Below are 16002 nucleotides of genomic sequence, written 5' to 3'. Positions count from 1 at the left end.
TTATTCAGCAAGCGGTTTAATGGTTACTTTCACTTTTTCAATGCGGTTACGACTTACTTCCAGAACTGTAAACAAGAAATCACCCGATTCTTTCACTTCATTTACTTTAGGTAATCTTTCTGCAAGTTCCAGTACAAGCCCTGCTAATGATTCACTTTCGCCACGTACTTGATCAAATGTATCAAGCGGCAGGTTCATCACTTTGCATACATCATGAATCATGGTTTTACCTTCAAATACATAATTGTAGTCGTCAATTTTTTTATTGATGGTATCCTCTTCATCAAACTCATCTTTAATTTCACCAATAATTTCTTCCAGGATATCTTCCATGGTCACAATTCCGCTGGTACCACCAAACTCATCCACTACAACTGCAAAATGAATTTTCTTTTGCTGAAATTCTTTGAGCAGATCATCAATCAATTTCTGTTCAGGTACAAAAAAAGGCGTACGCATAAACTGATGCCAATTAAAATTATCCGGCTCATCAATATGCTGCAGTAAATCTTTTGTTTGCAAAATACCGGCCACTTCATCCAGTGTTTGCCTGTACACCGGTAAACGGCTGTAATGCAGCTCTTCAATTTTTTTTATAACAGCATGAAAACCGGAGTTGTATTCAATACCACTTACATCCAGCCGGCTACGCATTACCTGCTTTACCGTTATGTTGCTGAATTTTTGAATGCCCTTGAGAATTTTCTTTTCTTCTACAGTCGCTTCATCTTCACTCATCAGGTCAATGGCATAATCCAGTTCATCTGCTTTTAAAGAAGTAGATTGGTACTTGGTCAAACGTTTTTCAATTCCGTCAGAATACTCCGCCATCCATTGACCCACAGAACGAAACAGCGGATAAACAACTGAATCAATAAACCACCCCGCTCTTAATGCAAAAAAAAGATTGTTGTGCGATGCCCAAACCTTGGGCAGTATTTCACAAAAAAGTAACAGCAGAATAGTAATACCCAGTGCTTTCACCAGGAATTCAGCCAGGAAAAAATTATGATCCAGATCCAGCAGCTCATCAATGAGAAAGTTGGATATAAAAATGATGCCGAGGTTGAAAAATGTATTGGCGCTGATTAAGGTACCCATCAGCACTTTAGGCCCCTCTAACAAGTTCACCACATGTCTCGCCCCATCATCATTTTTGGTTTTGAGCATGTTAAGATCTTTGTATTTAAGAGAGAAGAAAGCTACTTCGGCACCGCTTACAATAAAAGAAAAAAACAACAGAACAAGGAATAACACTACCAGTACAGGAAGTCCCTGGCTGGCAGCCAAAAAAACCGGTTTAATAAAGAGCCAACTATGAATGGTTTCTGTTATAAGATCCACGCCATTGATTTTGATAACGAACAGGCAGGCAAAAATAAGGGTTGTAAACCACCTTTTTAAAAGGGTAAATCACCGCTGGGCTCCCCGATAGGAGGTAAATCATCCGGATAACCCGGTGCATGATGATCAGCAGCATCAGTTTTACCGGCACCATCTGTACGTTTATCCAGCATAATCAGGTTATCGCCAATTACCTCTGTCATAAATTTTTTTACTCCTTCTTTATCTTCCCAGCTTCTTGTTTTTAAACGTCCTTCAATATAAACAAGACTGCCCTTGTGCAGGTATTTTTGCGCCAGTTCTGCAAGTCCCCGCCATAATACTACAGTATGCCATTCTGTTTGACTCACCAGTTTACCGGTGCGGTCTTTAAAAGTTTCAGTTGTGGCTAACGGAAATTTTGCTACTGCTATATTGCCCTCCAGTTGTTGAATATCGGGATCCTTTCCAAGGTTACCGATGAGCATAACACGGTTAACGCCTCTCATAAAATTAAATTTAGATAAGGAATCTGGCACAAAGGTGCTGTTCTCTCCCAAGTTACATTTTTTCAGGCACCCGTCAAATAATCAAAGTTTTTTTTAACGATGGAACAGGAGCCGGTCTAAAAAGCATCCAGCAAATGCCCTTTAAATAACTGATGTATGATTTGAGGAAAAGGCAATTTCTTTAATTCAGTTTTTGAATGCCATTCTAACCCGGGGAGATGTTTTAAAGAAGAATTGAGAACACCCATAACAGCAACTGCATGTATAGTTTGGTGTGACAGCTTTTGAACAACAGGTTTGCTTTGTCCTTTAAATTGAATTGAAGAAGCTTTTAAAAACCCGGGGTGCTCTGTTACTTTTTTATCTTTTAATGAAAGTTTCCATTGCTTTTCCGAATCAAATTCGGTTAGCGGAAACTGGTACAGGTGCTGCCAAACATCTTTTTGTGTACGCTGCATCACTGCAAATTTGTTCTTGTAATTCAACACATAGAAAACAAACCATCGTTGCCGCTGTTTCACCTGTTTTTCTTTTACCGGCAATTGCTGCACCATGTTCTGCTTCAACGCCACGCATTTTCGCTTAAATACGCAGGATGTACAAAGTGGTTGCTCCGGTTTACACACTGTGGCGCCAAAATCCATGATGGCCTGGTTGTAAAGAGCAGGCGCATCATTATCCAGACAGGTACTGGCAATGGATTCAAAGAGTTTTTTCCCTTTAGTGGAATCAATCGGCTCTTCCTCACCAAAAAACCGGCTTAACACCCTGAAGACATTGCCATCTACTACAGCATGCGGTAAATTAAATCCAAAGGAAGCAATGGCAGCAGCTGTATAAGGACCAACACCTTTCAATTTTAATAAACCTTCATAAGAATCAGGAAAATGACCATCTAATTCGTCTACAATATAACGGGCAGTTGCGTGGAGGTTTCTGCACCTGGTGTAATAACCCAGCCCTTCCCATAATTTGTAAACTTCTTCAAGAGGTGCTACAGCCAGTTGTTGAACAGTCGGGAACTCTTTTACAAAACGCTCGTAATATTTCCATCCCTGCTCCGCTCTTGTTTGCTGAAGAATGATTTCACTCAGCCAGATACGATATACATCTTTCTCTCCTTTCCATGGCAATGCACGATGGTTGTGGTGCCGATGCCAGTGCATCAGCTTTTGTTGAAAATACTTTGTATCACTATTTAACATAATTGGAGAAAAGAAAGAATTTGTTCAAAGTTTACCGGCAAATATATCAACTGAAAAGAATTTCGTGCTGCTGTCTCATTATCAATGGGTTATCCAAAAATAGATTTGCAGGGACCAATATTTTTCTGCATCTTTATGGCCTTGCTACTGTGTTGATGGCTCATCCTTAAAAATCAAATTCATGAGAAAGGCAGACTTGGTTAACCAGATTTCAGAGAAAACAGGCATTCCTAAAGTAGATGTATTGGTAACATTGGAAACAATGTTTAAAGAGGTAAAGGAATCACTTTCATCAGGCCAGAATATCTATATCAGGGGTTTCGGCAGTTTCATCACTAAAAAAAGAGCTGCAAAAATTGGCCGTAATATCAAGCGAAATACTGCCGTGCACATCCCGGAACATTATATTCCTGCTTTTAAGCCGGCCAAAGAGTTTGTGGCTGATGTTAAAAAGCAAAGAAGCGGAACTTAAAGCTTCTTAAACTTCCTTTTATTGCTGTTTGTAGCGTAGCTTTGCGCCTTAATTATAAAGTAAGGTGAGCAGGCAACAAACAATATTCATTTCAACCGCAGTTCTTGCGGTTTTTCTTTTGTTCTTTTTCGGCCGCACAGTAGCAGATCACTCCGGTCATAACCATACTGCACCGGCGGTTCAGAATTCCGGGGCACAAGGCCTCGATTTCCCCACCATGCTTGGTTTGGCCAAGAAAAGACTTACCCCGCTTCAGTTAGAAAAAGTAACCCAGTGGGAAAACGCTGTAGTGCGGGGCAATGTAAAAGACCAGCAAATACAAACCTATAAAACACTTTCCCGTTTTTGGATGGACAGTATTGGAGCCTTTGTTCCCTATGTAAAGTACATGGGAGAAGCTGCTGAGTTGGAAAGTTCGGAGAAAAACCTCACCTTTGCTGCCCATTTGCTGTTAGCAGAGCTCCAGAAAGTAGAGGAAGAACCTCTTAAAGTCTGGATGGCTAAGGAAGCAAAAGAGCTGTTTGAAAAAGCGCTGGAGTTAAACCCGGCAAATGATTCTACCAAGGTTGGCCTCGGCAGTACGTACTTTTTTGGCGCTGCTGACAATGAACCTCCCATGAAGGGAATCGGTTTGATTCGTGAAGTGGCCGAAAAGAATCCTGATAATGCCTTTGCACAATACATGCTGGGTGTGGGTTCCGCTGTAAGTGGTCAATGGCCCAAAGCGATCGAACGCTTTACCAAGGTAGCAGAATTAGAACCTGATAACCTGGAGGTATTGCTTAGATTGGCAGACATCAATGAAAGAACAGGGGATAAAGCAGCAGCGAAAAAATGGTATCAACAGTTGCTTCAGTCGATTAAACGCCAGGAGCAATCAGGAAAAATGAAGCCGAACCCGGAAATGGTGAAGCAGATTGAACAGCATGTAAAATCATTATAACTGTTCCCTTACAGACAGTTACGGTGAAATTCATTATAGAAAACAACATTATTTAACGAACGTAAATCTTATTTGTATGCCTTGCGGAAAAAAGAGAAAGCGTCATAAAATTGCTACGCACAAACGTAAGAAACGCTTGAGAAAGAACCGTCATAAGAAGAAGAACAAATAAACTTCTTTTTTGATACGGAGTCCTGCTTGTTTCAGGCAGGACTCTTTCCCCCTTGGAGCGTACCGCCACTGATACAGCGATTCGTTGTACGTTGCTTGTATTAAACAATGCTGTTATCAGTTTATTCCTTCCTGATCAGGTGAGGTAAGATGGTTCAATTTAACAACACAATTTGTGAACAAGGAACTGATCATTAATGCTGCCCCTACCGGGGTGGAAATAGCCCTTTTAGAAAATAAAAAACTGGTAGAGCTGCATCAGGAAAGTCATGATGCCAGTTTTACGGTGGGCGATTTATACCTGGGTAAAGTAAAAAAACTGGTACCGGGTATGAATGCTGCATTTGTAGATGTGGGCTTTGAAAAAGATGGATTTTTACACTATACCGATTTAAGTCCGTACATACGCTCTCTGCTTAAGTTTACCAGTCACTCCATACAGGATAAAAGCGAGGGTATCCAGGATTTCGGGAAATTTCAAAACGAAGCTGAAATTGTAAAAACAGGAAAAATCGGCGAAGTATTGAACGGTAAGCCCAACATCCTGGTACAAATTCTGAAAGAACCAATCGCTGCAAAAGGTCCCCGTTTAAGTTGTGAGCTATCACTCCCCGGCCGTTTTGTGGTGATTACCCCTTTTAATGACATTGTTGCTGTATCCCGTAAAATTCATTCCGGCGAAGAAAGAAAACGTCTTCAGAAAATTGTTGAGGCCATCAAGCCCAAAAACTTTGGTGTCATTGTGCGTACAGCAGCTGAAGGCAAAAACACTTCAGAGCTTCATGAAGATTTAAACAACCTCGTAGCCACCTGGCAAGCCATTCAAAAAAATCTCAAAAACGCCACTGCCCCTGCTAAAATATTAGGTGAACAGGATAAAACCACGAGCATCCTCAGGGATCTTCTCAATGCTGATTTTAACCGCATTGTTGTGAATGACAAAAACATTTATAACGATGCCCGCAGCTATATACAAAAAATTGCACCCGATAAAGTTGATATCGTAAGTTTCTATCAAAACGGGTCTTCCATTTTCGACAGCTTTGGTATTACCAAACAGGTGAAAGCAGCCTTTGGCAAAACTGTCAATCTTGCCAGTGGTGCCTATCTCATTGTAGAACATACAGAAGCATTGCATGTAATTGACGTGAATAGCGGTTATAAAAGTGTAAGTACCAACCAGGAAGAAAATGCCATGCAAACCAACCTGGAAGCTGCAGAAGAAATTGCGAGACAGCTTCGTTTGCGTGATATCGGCGGCATTATCGTTGTTGATTTTATTGACATGAAGCTTCCTGAAAATAAACGGAAGCTTGCAGAAGCCATGGAAGAGTTTATGAAGATTGACCGTGCCAAGCATGCCATTCTTCCTATTTCCAAATTTGGCTTGATGCAGATTACCCGCCAGCGTATGAAGCCGGAAGTAAACATCAATACGCAGGAAGTATGCCCCAGTTGTGACGGTACCGGAAAAGTATCATCTGCACTTATACTGGAAGATGAAATTGAAAAGAACCTCAGTTATCTCATCATGCAAAAGCACAATAAGCTTACAGTGGATGTGCACCCGATTATGGAAGCCTATCTTAAAAAAGGATTCCCGTCCAAACGCATGAAATGGAGCTGGAAGTACAAACAAAAAATCAAAGTAAGAGCCAACTCCAGCTATCATTTAACAGAATATCATTTCTTTGACGACCATGATGAAGAAATAAAACTCTGAAAATAAAAGAGCCTGTTACAATAGCAGGCTCTTTTATTTACAAGTATTTTTTAAGATTTGTAACAACAGATAAACAATTTATTCTGCATATAATACGTTTGCTGGAGCAATGAAATCCATTATTCTCTCAATAGCATTTTGTTTTGTTGCCTGCTTTGCATCAGCCCAGGCGAATCAGGTTGATAGCAGTGCCGCCGCAGCCGCTATTATTGATATATCCGGAAAGCTTAAAGTTTATCCCAACCCATCGAGCAACTGGCTGTTTGTTACACATCCTTCGGTAAGTAAAAAAGGTGTACAACTTACGATTACAGATATCAATGGCAAGTTGGTTATGAAAACTGATATAAAACCACAAACGGTTCAAACTATACTCAACATCAGCCAACTACAGGCCGGTGTGTATTTTGTAAGCTGGAATAACGGAAATGAAACAGGAACACTACGGCTACGGAAAAACTGATTTCATGAAATAGCCCCGCACTTGCGGGGCTATTTCTTTTCGCAAAGATTACTATTATTTAGCAGCAATCATGCTGATCTCTACATTCACATTGCGGGGTAAAGTTTTTACGGCTACTGTTTCCCTCGCAGGAAAATCTCCTTCAAAATATTTACCATACACTTCATTTACTTCTCCAAAATAGGCCATATCACTCAAGAAGATGGTGGTCTTTACAACGTTGGCAAAACTAAAACCTGCTTCCTGCAGCACCGCTTTTAAATTATGCATCACCTGGTGTGTTTCGGTTGGTATATCTGCATTATTTAATTGACCTGTTGCAGGATCAAAGCAAACCTGCCCTGATAAAAACAAAAAGTTTCCTGCTGCTACAGCCTGGCTGTAAGGCCCGATGGGTGAAGGTGCATTGCCGGTATTGATGATTTTCTTTTCCATGGTGCAAACATAATTTTTTTATCGTTAAAACTTATAAGGTTTGCGGCCACGGCTTTCCGCCCGGTAAACCTTACTGGTCTGGTCTATTCCTTTATTTTTGCAGCCATGATAGTACTTCTTATCAACGATCAACTTCCTGCTGAACTGTGGGGCAAACCTCTTCCATTTGAGGGAGTACAGGTTATTGTTGAAAAAGAGCCTTCGCCTGCTTTATTAACAGCAGCAGATGTTTGCATTGATTTACTTTTTGAACAGCATCCGCAGCATATTCATCTTTACAAAGAAAGCGGTAAGCCTGTTTTTATTGCGTCGGTACTTTCTGCTTTAAGTGAATTCAGCATTCACGAAGAACCAATTGCACGCTTCAACAACTGGCCAACACTTGATCAAAAAAACATCCTTGAACTGTCAGTAACTGATGCCGGTCTTTCTATTATTGAATCCCTGTTACACCAATGGCGGATTTCATTTCAACGTACAAAAGATGAACCAGGTTTTGTTTCCGCCCGGATTCTTGCTGCAATAATTAATGAAGCATACTTCGCCTGTGGGGAAGAAGTATCAGCTCCTTCAGAAATTGATACAGCCATGAAGTTGGGTACTAATTATCCTTACGGACCATTTGATTGGGCCTCTAAGATTGGTATTAAAAATGTTTATCAATTGCTGGATAAACTTTCAGCCACAGAGCCACGTTATCAACCTGCTCCGCTTTTAAAACAAAAAGTACATGAGCAGTAATTACCTACTTTGTATAGATACCTCTGTGCAGAGTGCATCAGTTGCACTTACTGCCGGTTCCCGTGTGCTGGGTATTAAATCAAGTGACCAACCAAGGGATCATGCTGCCTTTCTGCAACCCGCCATTGAACAACTGTTGCATGAAACGAATATCAAAGCATCGCAACTAAATGCTGTTGCTGTTACTTCCGGCCCTGGATCATATACAGGTCTGCGTGTAGGAATGGCATCGGCAAAAGGGTTGTGTTTCGGTTTAAACATTCCGCTTATTACATTGCCCACTACTGAAGTGATGTGTGTGGCAGCTTTACAGCAACTCTCTGCCAATGATTCATTTTTATTGGCCCCTATGATTGACGCAAGACGAATGGAAGTCTTTACGGCTCTTTATACCCAATCAATTCAAACAGTAAAAGAACCTCATGCATGTATTTTGCAAACAGACAGCTTCAATGAATTACTGCAGGAGCAGATCCTTTATTTCTTTGGCAACGGAGCTGAAAAATGGAAAACGCTTTGCTCTCACAGCAATGCCAGGTTTTTAAATGCAAACTGGTCCGCAGCAGATATGGTTGTAGCGGCATTTACAAAATTTCAGCAAAAGGATTTTGCCTATCTTGCTTACGCAGCTCCCTTTTATGGAAAAGACTTTCACAGCACTTCTAAAAATTAAGCTAATGGATTAATTTTACCGTTCCCATGACTGAAAGTAACCCGATACAAAACAACCCTGCGGAGCTTCCTGATGCGCTTGCCATAAAAAAATCAGCCATTATCTTAAGGGCAGTCAATCATAAACTGCGTCAGCAGATACTTAAACTGCTGCTTGAAAAAAATTCCCTCACAGTTACTGAAATATTTACGGGTCTTTTCCTGGAACAGGCAGTAGCCTCACAACATTTAGCCGTATTGCGCCGGGCTGGGTTTGTAAAAACTAAACGGGAAGGCAAACTGGTTCGTTACAGCATTAATCCTCAACGTTTACTGCAGGTTCAGCAGGTGATAGAGGTGCTCCTGTAACACAACTGTTACACCTCCGGCGCAAAACAACCCTGATAAATGGTTTCGCTTAACTTTGCACAAATTTGAGGCAATGTATATTGAACAATTATATACCAACTGTATCAGTGAGGCGGCTTACTACATTGAAAGCAATGGCGAGTGTGCCATTATAGACCCCCTTCGTGATGTAGAAGTGTACATGCAGATGGCAAAAGAAAGAAATGCCACCATTAAGTACATTTTTGAAACACATTTTCATGCAGATTTTGTGAGTGGCCATTTGGATTTGAGTAAACAAACAGGTGCCCCCATTGTATATGGCCCTGACACTGTAACCAATCTCCCCGTGCATATTGCAAAAGATGGCGAACGTTTTCAGATCGGTCATCTCACCCTTGAAGTATTACATACTCCGGGCCACACACTGGAAAGCAGTTGCTTTTTGCTGAAGGATGAAAACGGGAAAGATCATTGCATCTTCACTGGTGATACATTGTTTGTAGGTGATGTAGGACGTCCGGATCTTGCACAAGGTGGTGATATTACAATGAGCGAACTGGCAGGCATGATGTATGACTCTTTACAGAAAAAAATGATGCCGCTGGCTGATGATGTAATTGTATATCCGGCACATGGCCCCGGCAGCAGTTGTGGTAAAAGTTTAGGTAAAGAAACCTTCAGTACCATTGGTGAGCAAAAGCAAACCAATTATGCATTACAACCACAAACAAAAGAAGCATTCATTAAAGCAGTAACAGACGGACTTGCAGCACCACCTAAATATTTTCCTGTTAATGTAAAAATTAACAAGGAAGGATATGAAGCACTGGATGAAGTGCTACAAAAAGGCTTGAAAGCGCTGAGTGTTGAAACATTTAAGAAAGAGATGCAGAAAGACAAAACATTTGTTTTAGACACACGCAATGCCAGTGTTTTTACACAGGGTTTTGTTCCCGGCAGCATCAGCATAGGTTTGGAAGGAAGGTTTGCTGAATGGGCAGGTGCCTTGTTATCTTTTGACGAAAACATTCTGTTAGTGTGTGAAGAAGGCAAAGAACAGGAAAGCATTGTTCGTTTAGCCAGAGTTGGGTTTGATAAAGTTGCCGGTTATTTAGAGGGTGGTTATGATGCATGGAAAAATGCCGGTGAAAAAATTGATATGATTATTGATGTGGAAGCTGATGAACTGGCCATGGATATTCCGCATGATGAGAACCTGATCGTAGTGGATGTGCGGAAAGAAACAGAATATGCAGACGGGCATGTAAAAGATGCCGTCAACTTACCACTGAGTGAAATGACTGATCCTGCTTTAATGGCAAATATTGAAGACAGCGATAATTTGTATGTACACTGTGCAGGCGGTTACCGGAGTGTGATTGCATCTTCCTTATTAAAACGCCAGGGTTTTCATAACCTGCGAAATGTTTTAGGCGGCTGGGGCAAGATTAAAGAACAGAAGATTGAAATTGAAAAAGAAAAAAGCGTATTGAACTAATTATAAAAAAGCCCCGCTGTTGCGGGGCTTTTTTTATTGTAATGGTGCACCATATTCAGGCTTCCATTGATGCTTCCAGCGTTTGTGGCTCCAGAGCCAGTTTTCAGGTTGCTCCTCAATAATTTCAGTCATACGTTTTACATAAAGCTTTGTAAGCTCTCCCGGTTGTAACTGTGATGCATCTTCTGTAAGCAATTCACTATTTAACTGATAGTATCCTCTTTTAATAATGCGGGTATTAATTAACACTACGGGGCAGGCTTTCTGTATTGCATAACGCTCCGGTCCTTTTACAAAAGGAGTGAGTTGATTAAAGAAAGGAAGCCAGAACGAATTATTGGGATGCCCGGGATTCTGATCAGCCACCAGCACCAGCCCGTGAGGTTTTTGTCTCCATGCAGTAAAACGGTTTTTCATATCCGTTGCAGGCAATAAAATCGTCCCGAATTTTGAACGCATTTTATAAAACATACGCTCCATAATAGATGAACTCAACGGCATATAAACAGCTAACAAAGGCTGTTTCATTTTTACTGCTAACGCCAGGTTCATATACTCCCAGTTAAATTGATGTAAGGCATGTATCTGGAAGGCTTTGTCCTGTAAAAAGGGGCCGTTAAGAAGTGAATCATCAAACTGTACATGCTTTTCAATAAAAGATTGATTGGCAGAAAACAGCTTGATCATCTCCATCATACTGTCAATAAAGTTGTGATAAAATCTGCGGGCTATCTTGTTGATTTCAGCCGGTGATTTTTCAGGAAAGGCACGCTGCAGGTTGCCGATCACAATTTTTTTCCGGTAACCGGCACCATAAAAAACGATGAGGTAAATAAAATCGCCGATCCAATAAAGTACCTGCAAAGGCAATAGCGATAACAGCCGGATAAATCCATACACGAGATAATACATGCAGCAAAGATAACAGGTGAAAGCGAGATGCTATATGCTGAGACTGTGTTCCCTTACTCAAGAATCGGCCGTAACCATTTCGTTGCTTCTTCCTGGCTCATACCTTTGCGCTGCGCATAATCAGCCAATTGATCTTTTTCAATTTTACCCACACCAAAATATTTGCTTTCAGGATGAGCAAAGTACCAGCCGCATACGCTGGACGCAGGATACATGGCCAATGATTCTGTTAAATGAATGCCTGTTGCTTCTTCACCACCAAGTAATTCAAACAACTTGTATTTCTCTGTATGATCCGGACAGGCAGGATAACCCGGCGCCGGACGAATGCCTGTATATTGTTCTTTGATCAATTCTTCATTGCTCAGTTGTTCACTCTTTGCATAACCCCAGAACTCTTTGCGTACACGTTCGTGCATTAGTTCAGCAAAAGCTTCTGCCAAACGATCTGCCAAAGCCTGCAACATGATTTTATTATAATCATCATGCGCTGCTTCAAACTGTTTCACATAATGATCAACACCATGAATGGTTACAGAAAAGGCACCGATATAATCCTGCACATCAGCCCCGGCAGGTGCAATAAAATCAGCTAATGAAAGATTAGGTTGGCCTTCTGTTTTTTTAATTTGCTGACGAAGGAATTGCAACTGCACCACTTCATCAGGCCCGGCTTTTTCATTCAACAAGGCAACAGCATCTTTGCCATCGCTGTTTGCCGGCCAGAAACCGATTGTTCCTTTTGCTTTAAGCCATTGCTCTGCAATAATTTTATCAAGCAATGCATTGGCATCGTTGTACAACTTTGTAGCTTCAGTACCCACAACAGCATCACTCAAAATAGCCGGAAACTTTCCGTGCAGTTCCCATGCAATAAAGAAAGGCTGCCAGTCAATATACTTTCTTATTTCACTTACATCATAACCATCAAACTGTTTAGCGCCTGTAAAAGAAGGAACCACCGGTTGATAGTTGTTCCAATCAATTTTCACTTTATTTTCCTGTGCTTTTGCAAAACTGAGATATTCTTTAACCGGCTTCTTATTTTCAAAATCCTGCTTGAGTTTTTGATACTCTGTTTTAACGCCTGATAAAAATTCATCTTTCTGCTCTTTATTCAGCAAGCTTCCAGCTACAGTTACACTGCGGCTTGCATCCAGTACATGAATCACACCATTGTCATATTGCGGAGCAATTTTTACAGCCGTATGCATGCGTGAAGTAGTGGCACCACCAATAAGGAGTGGTTGTTTCATACCTCTGCGTTTCATTTCATGCGCCACATGCACCATTTCATCCAGCGATGGTGTAATCAATCCGCTGAGGCCGATGATATCAGCGCCAAACTTTTCTGCTTCATCCAGAATTTTATCTGCAGATACCATCACACCAAGGTCTTTAATTTCATAGCCATTACAGCCTAGTACCACGCCCACAATATTTTTACCGATATCATGTACATCGCCTTTTACAGTAGCCAGCAAAATTTTTGCAGCACCTGCTGCTTCTTCATTGGTAGTTCCGGCAGCAATATGTGCATTCTTACGGTCTTCTTTTTCCTGTTCAATAAAAGGTGTTAATACCGCCACACTTTTCTTCATCACCCTTGCACTTTTCACCACCTGCGGTAAAAACATTTTACCGGCGCCAAATAAATCACCCACTACATTCATTCCATTCATGAGCGGACCTTCAATCACATCCAGCGGACGGGGATATTTCTGCCTTGCTTCTTCTGTATCAACTTCAATAAACTCTGTAATACCATTAACCAGCGAATGCTTTAAACGTTCCTCTACAGGTGTATTTCGCCATGCATCATCTTTCTTTTCTTCTTTTCCTTTGGCTTTCACCGTTTCTGCAAAAGCAATGAGTTTTTCAGTTGCACCATTATCATCATTGTTACGATTGAGTATCACATCTTCACAAAGCGTACGAAGTTCCGGTTCAATTTCATCATACACCACTAACTGGCCTGCGTTTACAATACCCATATCCATACCTGCTTTAATAGCGTGATACAGAAATACACTGTGCATGGCTTCCCTTACATGATCATTACCACGAAACGAAAAGGAAAGATTACTTACACCACCACTCACTTTTACCAAGGGCATCAATTGCTTGATCTCTCTGGTAGCTTCAATAAAATCAACACCATAATTATTGTGTTCTTCCAATCCTGTTGCCACTGCAAAAATGTTGGGATCAAAGATGATATCCTGCGGATCAAAGCCTACCTGCTCTGTTAAGATCTTATAAGCACGGTGGCAGATTTCTACTTTGCGTTGTTTGGTATCAGCCTGCCCCACTTCATCAAAAGCCATCACTACTACTGCAGCACCAAACATTTTACAGATGATGGCCTGCTCAATAAATTTATCCTCACCTTCCTTCATGGAAATGGAGTTCACAATGCATTTACCCTGTACACATTTTAAACCGGCTTCAATGATTTCAAATTTGGAAGAATCAATCATCACCGGAATTTTTGCAATATCCGGTTCACTCTGCAACAGGTTTAAAAAAGTAACCATGGCCTGTACTCCATCAAGCAAAGCATCATCCATGTTTACATCAATGATCTGTGCTCCATTTTCTACCTGCTGGCGGGCCACACTTAATGCCTCTTCGTATTTGTTTTCTTTGATGAGACGTGCAAATTTTTTACTGCCCGTAACATTGGTACGTTCGCCCACATTCACAAAGTTGGTTTCCGGGCGAATGATGAGCGGCTCTAATCCTGAAAATCTTGAGTATGGTTTAATAACTGACATGGTTTTGTTTTTACATCAATAAGCAGCAATCAAATTCTATTGATCACAATATTGCTTCCACTACAGGAAGTGTTCTTGGCGCAAGATTTTTTACATGCTCCGCAATGTGTTTTATATGATCCGGTGTGGTTCCGCAACATCCACCTACAATGTTCACCCATCCTTCTTTTGCCCACTCTTCCAGGTAATGACCGGTATCTTCAGGACGTTCATCATACTCACCCATTGCATTGGGCAGGCCCGCATTAGGATAAGCACTTACATAACAGGAAGCTATTTGCGATAACTCTTCAATATGCGGACGCATTTCTTTTGCACCCAATGCACAATTCAACCCAACACTTAATGGCCGGGCATGCATTACAGAAATATAAAACGCTTCCAATGTTTGTCCGCTCAAGGTTCTGCCACTGGCATCTGTAATAGTACCACTGATCATAATGGGCAATTCTTCCTTGCCCGTATCATGATAATATTTTTTGATGGCAAAAATGGCAGCCTTGGCATTAAGCGTATCAAAAATGGTTTCAATCAAAAATAAATCCACACCACCATCTGCCAAACCCTGCACCTGTTCGTAATAAGCTTTCACCACCTGGTCCCATGTAACGGCACGATAGCCGGGATTATTAACGTCAGGTGAAAGACTGAGTGTTCTGTTTAAAGGACCGATAGCGCCTGCTACAAATCTTGGTTTAGAAGGATCTTTTGCTGTGAACTCATCCGCCGCTTTTCTTGCAATTTTTGCACCTGCTACATTGATTTCATATACATATTCTTCCAGCTTAAAATCTTCCTGTGCAATGGCAGTGCCCGCAAATGTGTTGGTTTCAATGATATCTGCCCCGGCTTCAAGATATTGTTTGTGGATACCTTCAATAATTTGTGGTTGGGTGAGATTGAGAATATCACTGTTATTCTTAACATCCATGGGCCAGTCTTTAAACCGTTCACCACGGTAAGTAGCTTCTGTAGGCTTATGCCGCTGAATCATGGTGCCCATAGCTCCATCAATGATGAGGATACGTTTTTCCAGTTCTTTTCTAATGTTACTCATAAAAATAATTTAACCACAAAACACAAAGTGTTATATTAAACATTGGCGAATTGAAATACTGAAACGTTTCGAATTAAATGCAGCAGTTGAACAGCAGCACTACTACCAAAAAAGTGGAGAACAAACCTATAAACGCTGGTGAAACCCTGTAAGAGTTTTGTTGACGTTTATTAGTTCTGTACGTTTCTCGACTTCGCTCGAAACTTTCAAAAACCCTTCGACTCCGCTCAGGGTTTTTATGGCCGAACAATAAACAAATCCGCCAAATGCACAGCAAATGTAAATGAAAAAGGCTGCACCTCCAAGTGTGCAGCCCTTGATCTATAGGGGAATAAAAGGTTTAATTCTTTGCCAGGTGCAGCTGATCGTCCTGCGCCGGGTTATCATCTTTAAGCTTAATGCAAGAAGGTGTTTTTTCAACAATCAGCCAATCATTGTTTAATTCGCTCAGTACAGGATCTGTAAAGTTGATGATGATTTTTGAACTTGTTTCGCTCCAGGTACCGCTGATCATTGCTGCTCCTTTATGAGCCATTAACACACCACCATCACCAAACATCAGTGCATAACCTGTAAAATTGGCTGTTTCATCTTTTTGATCCCAATAATAAGCAACACGCCAGGTGCCCTCTTTAATGTTTACAGAAGGATTATCTTCTTTTTTGTTAGAACAGGAAAACAATGTGATACCAATAAAGAACAGGAAAAGAAAACGCATACATTTCAATTTATAAGGCAAAGTTCTGTAAAGAATCCTGTAACAACAATTGC

General features: G+C 41.0%; 14 protein-coding genes and 1 pseudogene. 8 read left to right on the top strand and 7 right to left on the bottom strand.

Features of this window, described 5'->3' with window-relative positions; genetic code table 11:
• The 3 genes from gldE to mutY all read right to left on the bottom strand — a co-directional run bounded on the left by gldE (position 1) and on the right by mutY (position 2998).
• Positions 1–1344 carry a gliding motility-associated protein GldE gene (gene gldE, locus PDL71_RS03605; RefSeq protein WP_407525455.1) on the bottom strand — a complete coding sequence of 448 codons (1344 nt, stop codon included), beginning with the start codon at positions 1342–1344 and terminating at the stop codon, positions 1–3.
• Between the two features lie 56 nt (positions 1345–1400).
• Positions 1401–1832 carry a single-stranded DNA-binding protein gene (locus PDL71_RS03600; protein ID WP_407525452.1) on the bottom strand — a complete coding sequence of 144 codons (432 nt, stop codon included), beginning with the start codon at positions 1830–1832 and terminating at the stop codon, positions 1401–1403.
• Positions 1833–1948: 116 nt separating this feature from the next.
• Positions 1949–2998 carry an A/G-specific adenine glycosylase gene (gene mutY, locus PDL71_RS03595; protein ID WP_407525449.1) on the bottom strand — a complete coding sequence of 350 codons (1050 nt, stop codon included), beginning with the start codon at positions 2996–2998 and terminating at the stop codon, positions 1949–1951.
• 220 nt (positions 2999–3218) lie between these two features.
• On the opposite strand from mutY, the gene PDL71_RS03590 reads away from it, so the two are divergent.
• The 4 genes from PDL71_RS03590 (at position 3219) to PDL71_RS03575 (ending at position 6809) form a co-directional block, all read left to right on the top strand.
• Positions 3219–3509: an HU family DNA-binding protein gene (locus tag PDL71_RS03590; protein ID WP_407525446.1), complete on the top strand. Its 291-nt coding sequence runs from the start codon at positions 3219–3221 to the stop codon at positions 3507–3509.
• 64 nt (positions 3510–3573) lie between these two features.
• Positions 3574–4452 carry a tetratricopeptide repeat protein gene (locus PDL71_RS03585; RefSeq protein WP_407525444.1) on the top strand — a complete coding sequence of 293 codons (879 nt, stop codon included), beginning with the start codon at positions 3574–3576 and terminating at the stop codon, positions 4450–4452.
• Between the two features lie 346 nt (positions 4453–4798).
• On the top strand, positions 4799–6346 hold the full coding sequence (locus PDL71_RS03580; protein ID WP_407525441.1) for a ribonuclease E/G: 1548 nt from the start codon (positions 4799–4801) through the stop codon (positions 6344–6346).
• A 109-nt stretch (positions 6347–6455) separates the two neighbouring features.
• Positions 6456–6809 carry a T9SS type A sorting domain-containing protein gene (locus PDL71_RS03575; RefSeq protein ID WP_407525438.1) on the top strand — a complete coding sequence of 118 codons (354 nt, stop codon included), beginning with the start codon at positions 6456–6458 and terminating at the stop codon, positions 6807–6809.
• A gap of 54 nt (positions 6810–6863) precedes the next feature.
• Here PDL71_RS03575 and PDL71_RS03570 read toward each other — a convergent pair whose 3' ends face one another.
• Positions 6864–7244, bottom strand: a complete 381-nt coding sequence (locus PDL71_RS03570) for a RidA family protein (protein WP_407525435.1) — start codon at positions 7242–7244, stop codon at positions 6864–6866.
• Positions 7245–7349: 105 nt separating this feature from the next.
• Here PDL71_RS03570 and PDL71_RS03565 point away from each other — a divergent pair, with 105 nt between their 5' ends.
• From PDL71_RS03565 to PDL71_RS03550, 4 genes are all read left to right on the top strand, one after another.
• Positions 7350–7985 (top strand): 3-hydroxyacyl-CoA dehydrogenase family protein, encoded by a 636-nt coding sequence (locus PDL71_RS03565; protein WP_407525432.1) that lies wholly within the window; start codon positions 7350–7352, stop codon positions 7983–7985.
• Positions 7975–8658, top strand: coding sequence for a tRNA (adenosine(37)-N6)-threonylcarbamoyltransferase complex dimerization subunit type 1 TsaB (gene tsaB / locus PDL71_RS03560; protein ID WP_407525429.1), 684 nt, complete (start codon positions 7975–7977; stop codon positions 8656–8658). The genes PDL71_RS03565 and tsaB overlap by 11 nt, the downstream gene beginning before the upstream one ends.
• Before the next feature lie 26 nt (positions 8659–8684).
• Positions 8685–9005, top strand: a complete 321-nt coding sequence (locus PDL71_RS03555) for an ArsR/SmtB family transcription factor (RefSeq protein ID WP_407525426.1) — start codon at positions 8685–8687, stop codon at positions 9003–9005.
• Positions 9006–9078: 73 nt separating this feature from the next.
• Entirely contained in the window at positions 9079–10485 is a 1407-nt protein-coding gene (locus tag PDL71_RS03550) for a rhodanese-like domain-containing protein (protein WP_407525423.1), read from the top strand.
• Positions 10486–10518: 33 nt separating this feature from the next.
• On the opposite strand, the gene PDL71_RS03545 is transcribed toward PDL71_RS03550, so the two are convergent.
• The 3 genes and pseudogenes from PDL71_RS03545 to PDL71_RS03535 all read right to left on the bottom strand — a co-directional run bounded on the left by PDL71_RS03545 (position 10519) and on the right by PDL71_RS03535 (position 15949).
• On the bottom strand, positions 10519–11397 hold the full coding sequence (locus PDL71_RS03545) for a lysophospholipid acyltransferase family protein (RefSeq protein ID WP_407525421.1): 879 nt from the start codon (positions 11395–11397) through the stop codon (positions 10519–10521).
• Between the two features lie 53 nt (positions 11398–11450).
• Positions 11451–15231 (bottom strand): annotated as a pseudogene (metH, locus tag PDL71_RS03540) (methionine synthase).
• Positions 15232–15571: 340 nt separating this feature from the next.
• On the bottom strand, positions 15572–15949 hold the full coding sequence (locus PDL71_RS03535) for a hypothetical protein (RefSeq protein ID WP_407525419.1): 378 nt from the start codon (positions 15947–15949) through the stop codon (positions 15572–15574).
• Positions 15950–16002: the final 53 nt, after the last annotated feature.

Source organism: Lacibacter sp. MH-610, from assembly GCF_045780045.1.
Lineage (GTDB): Bacteria > Bacteroidota > Bacteroidia > Chitinophagales > Chitinophagaceae > Lacibacter.
The sequence above is the reverse complement of the archived record's forward strand: the minus strand, read 5'-3'. Positions and strand labels throughout refer to the sequence as shown.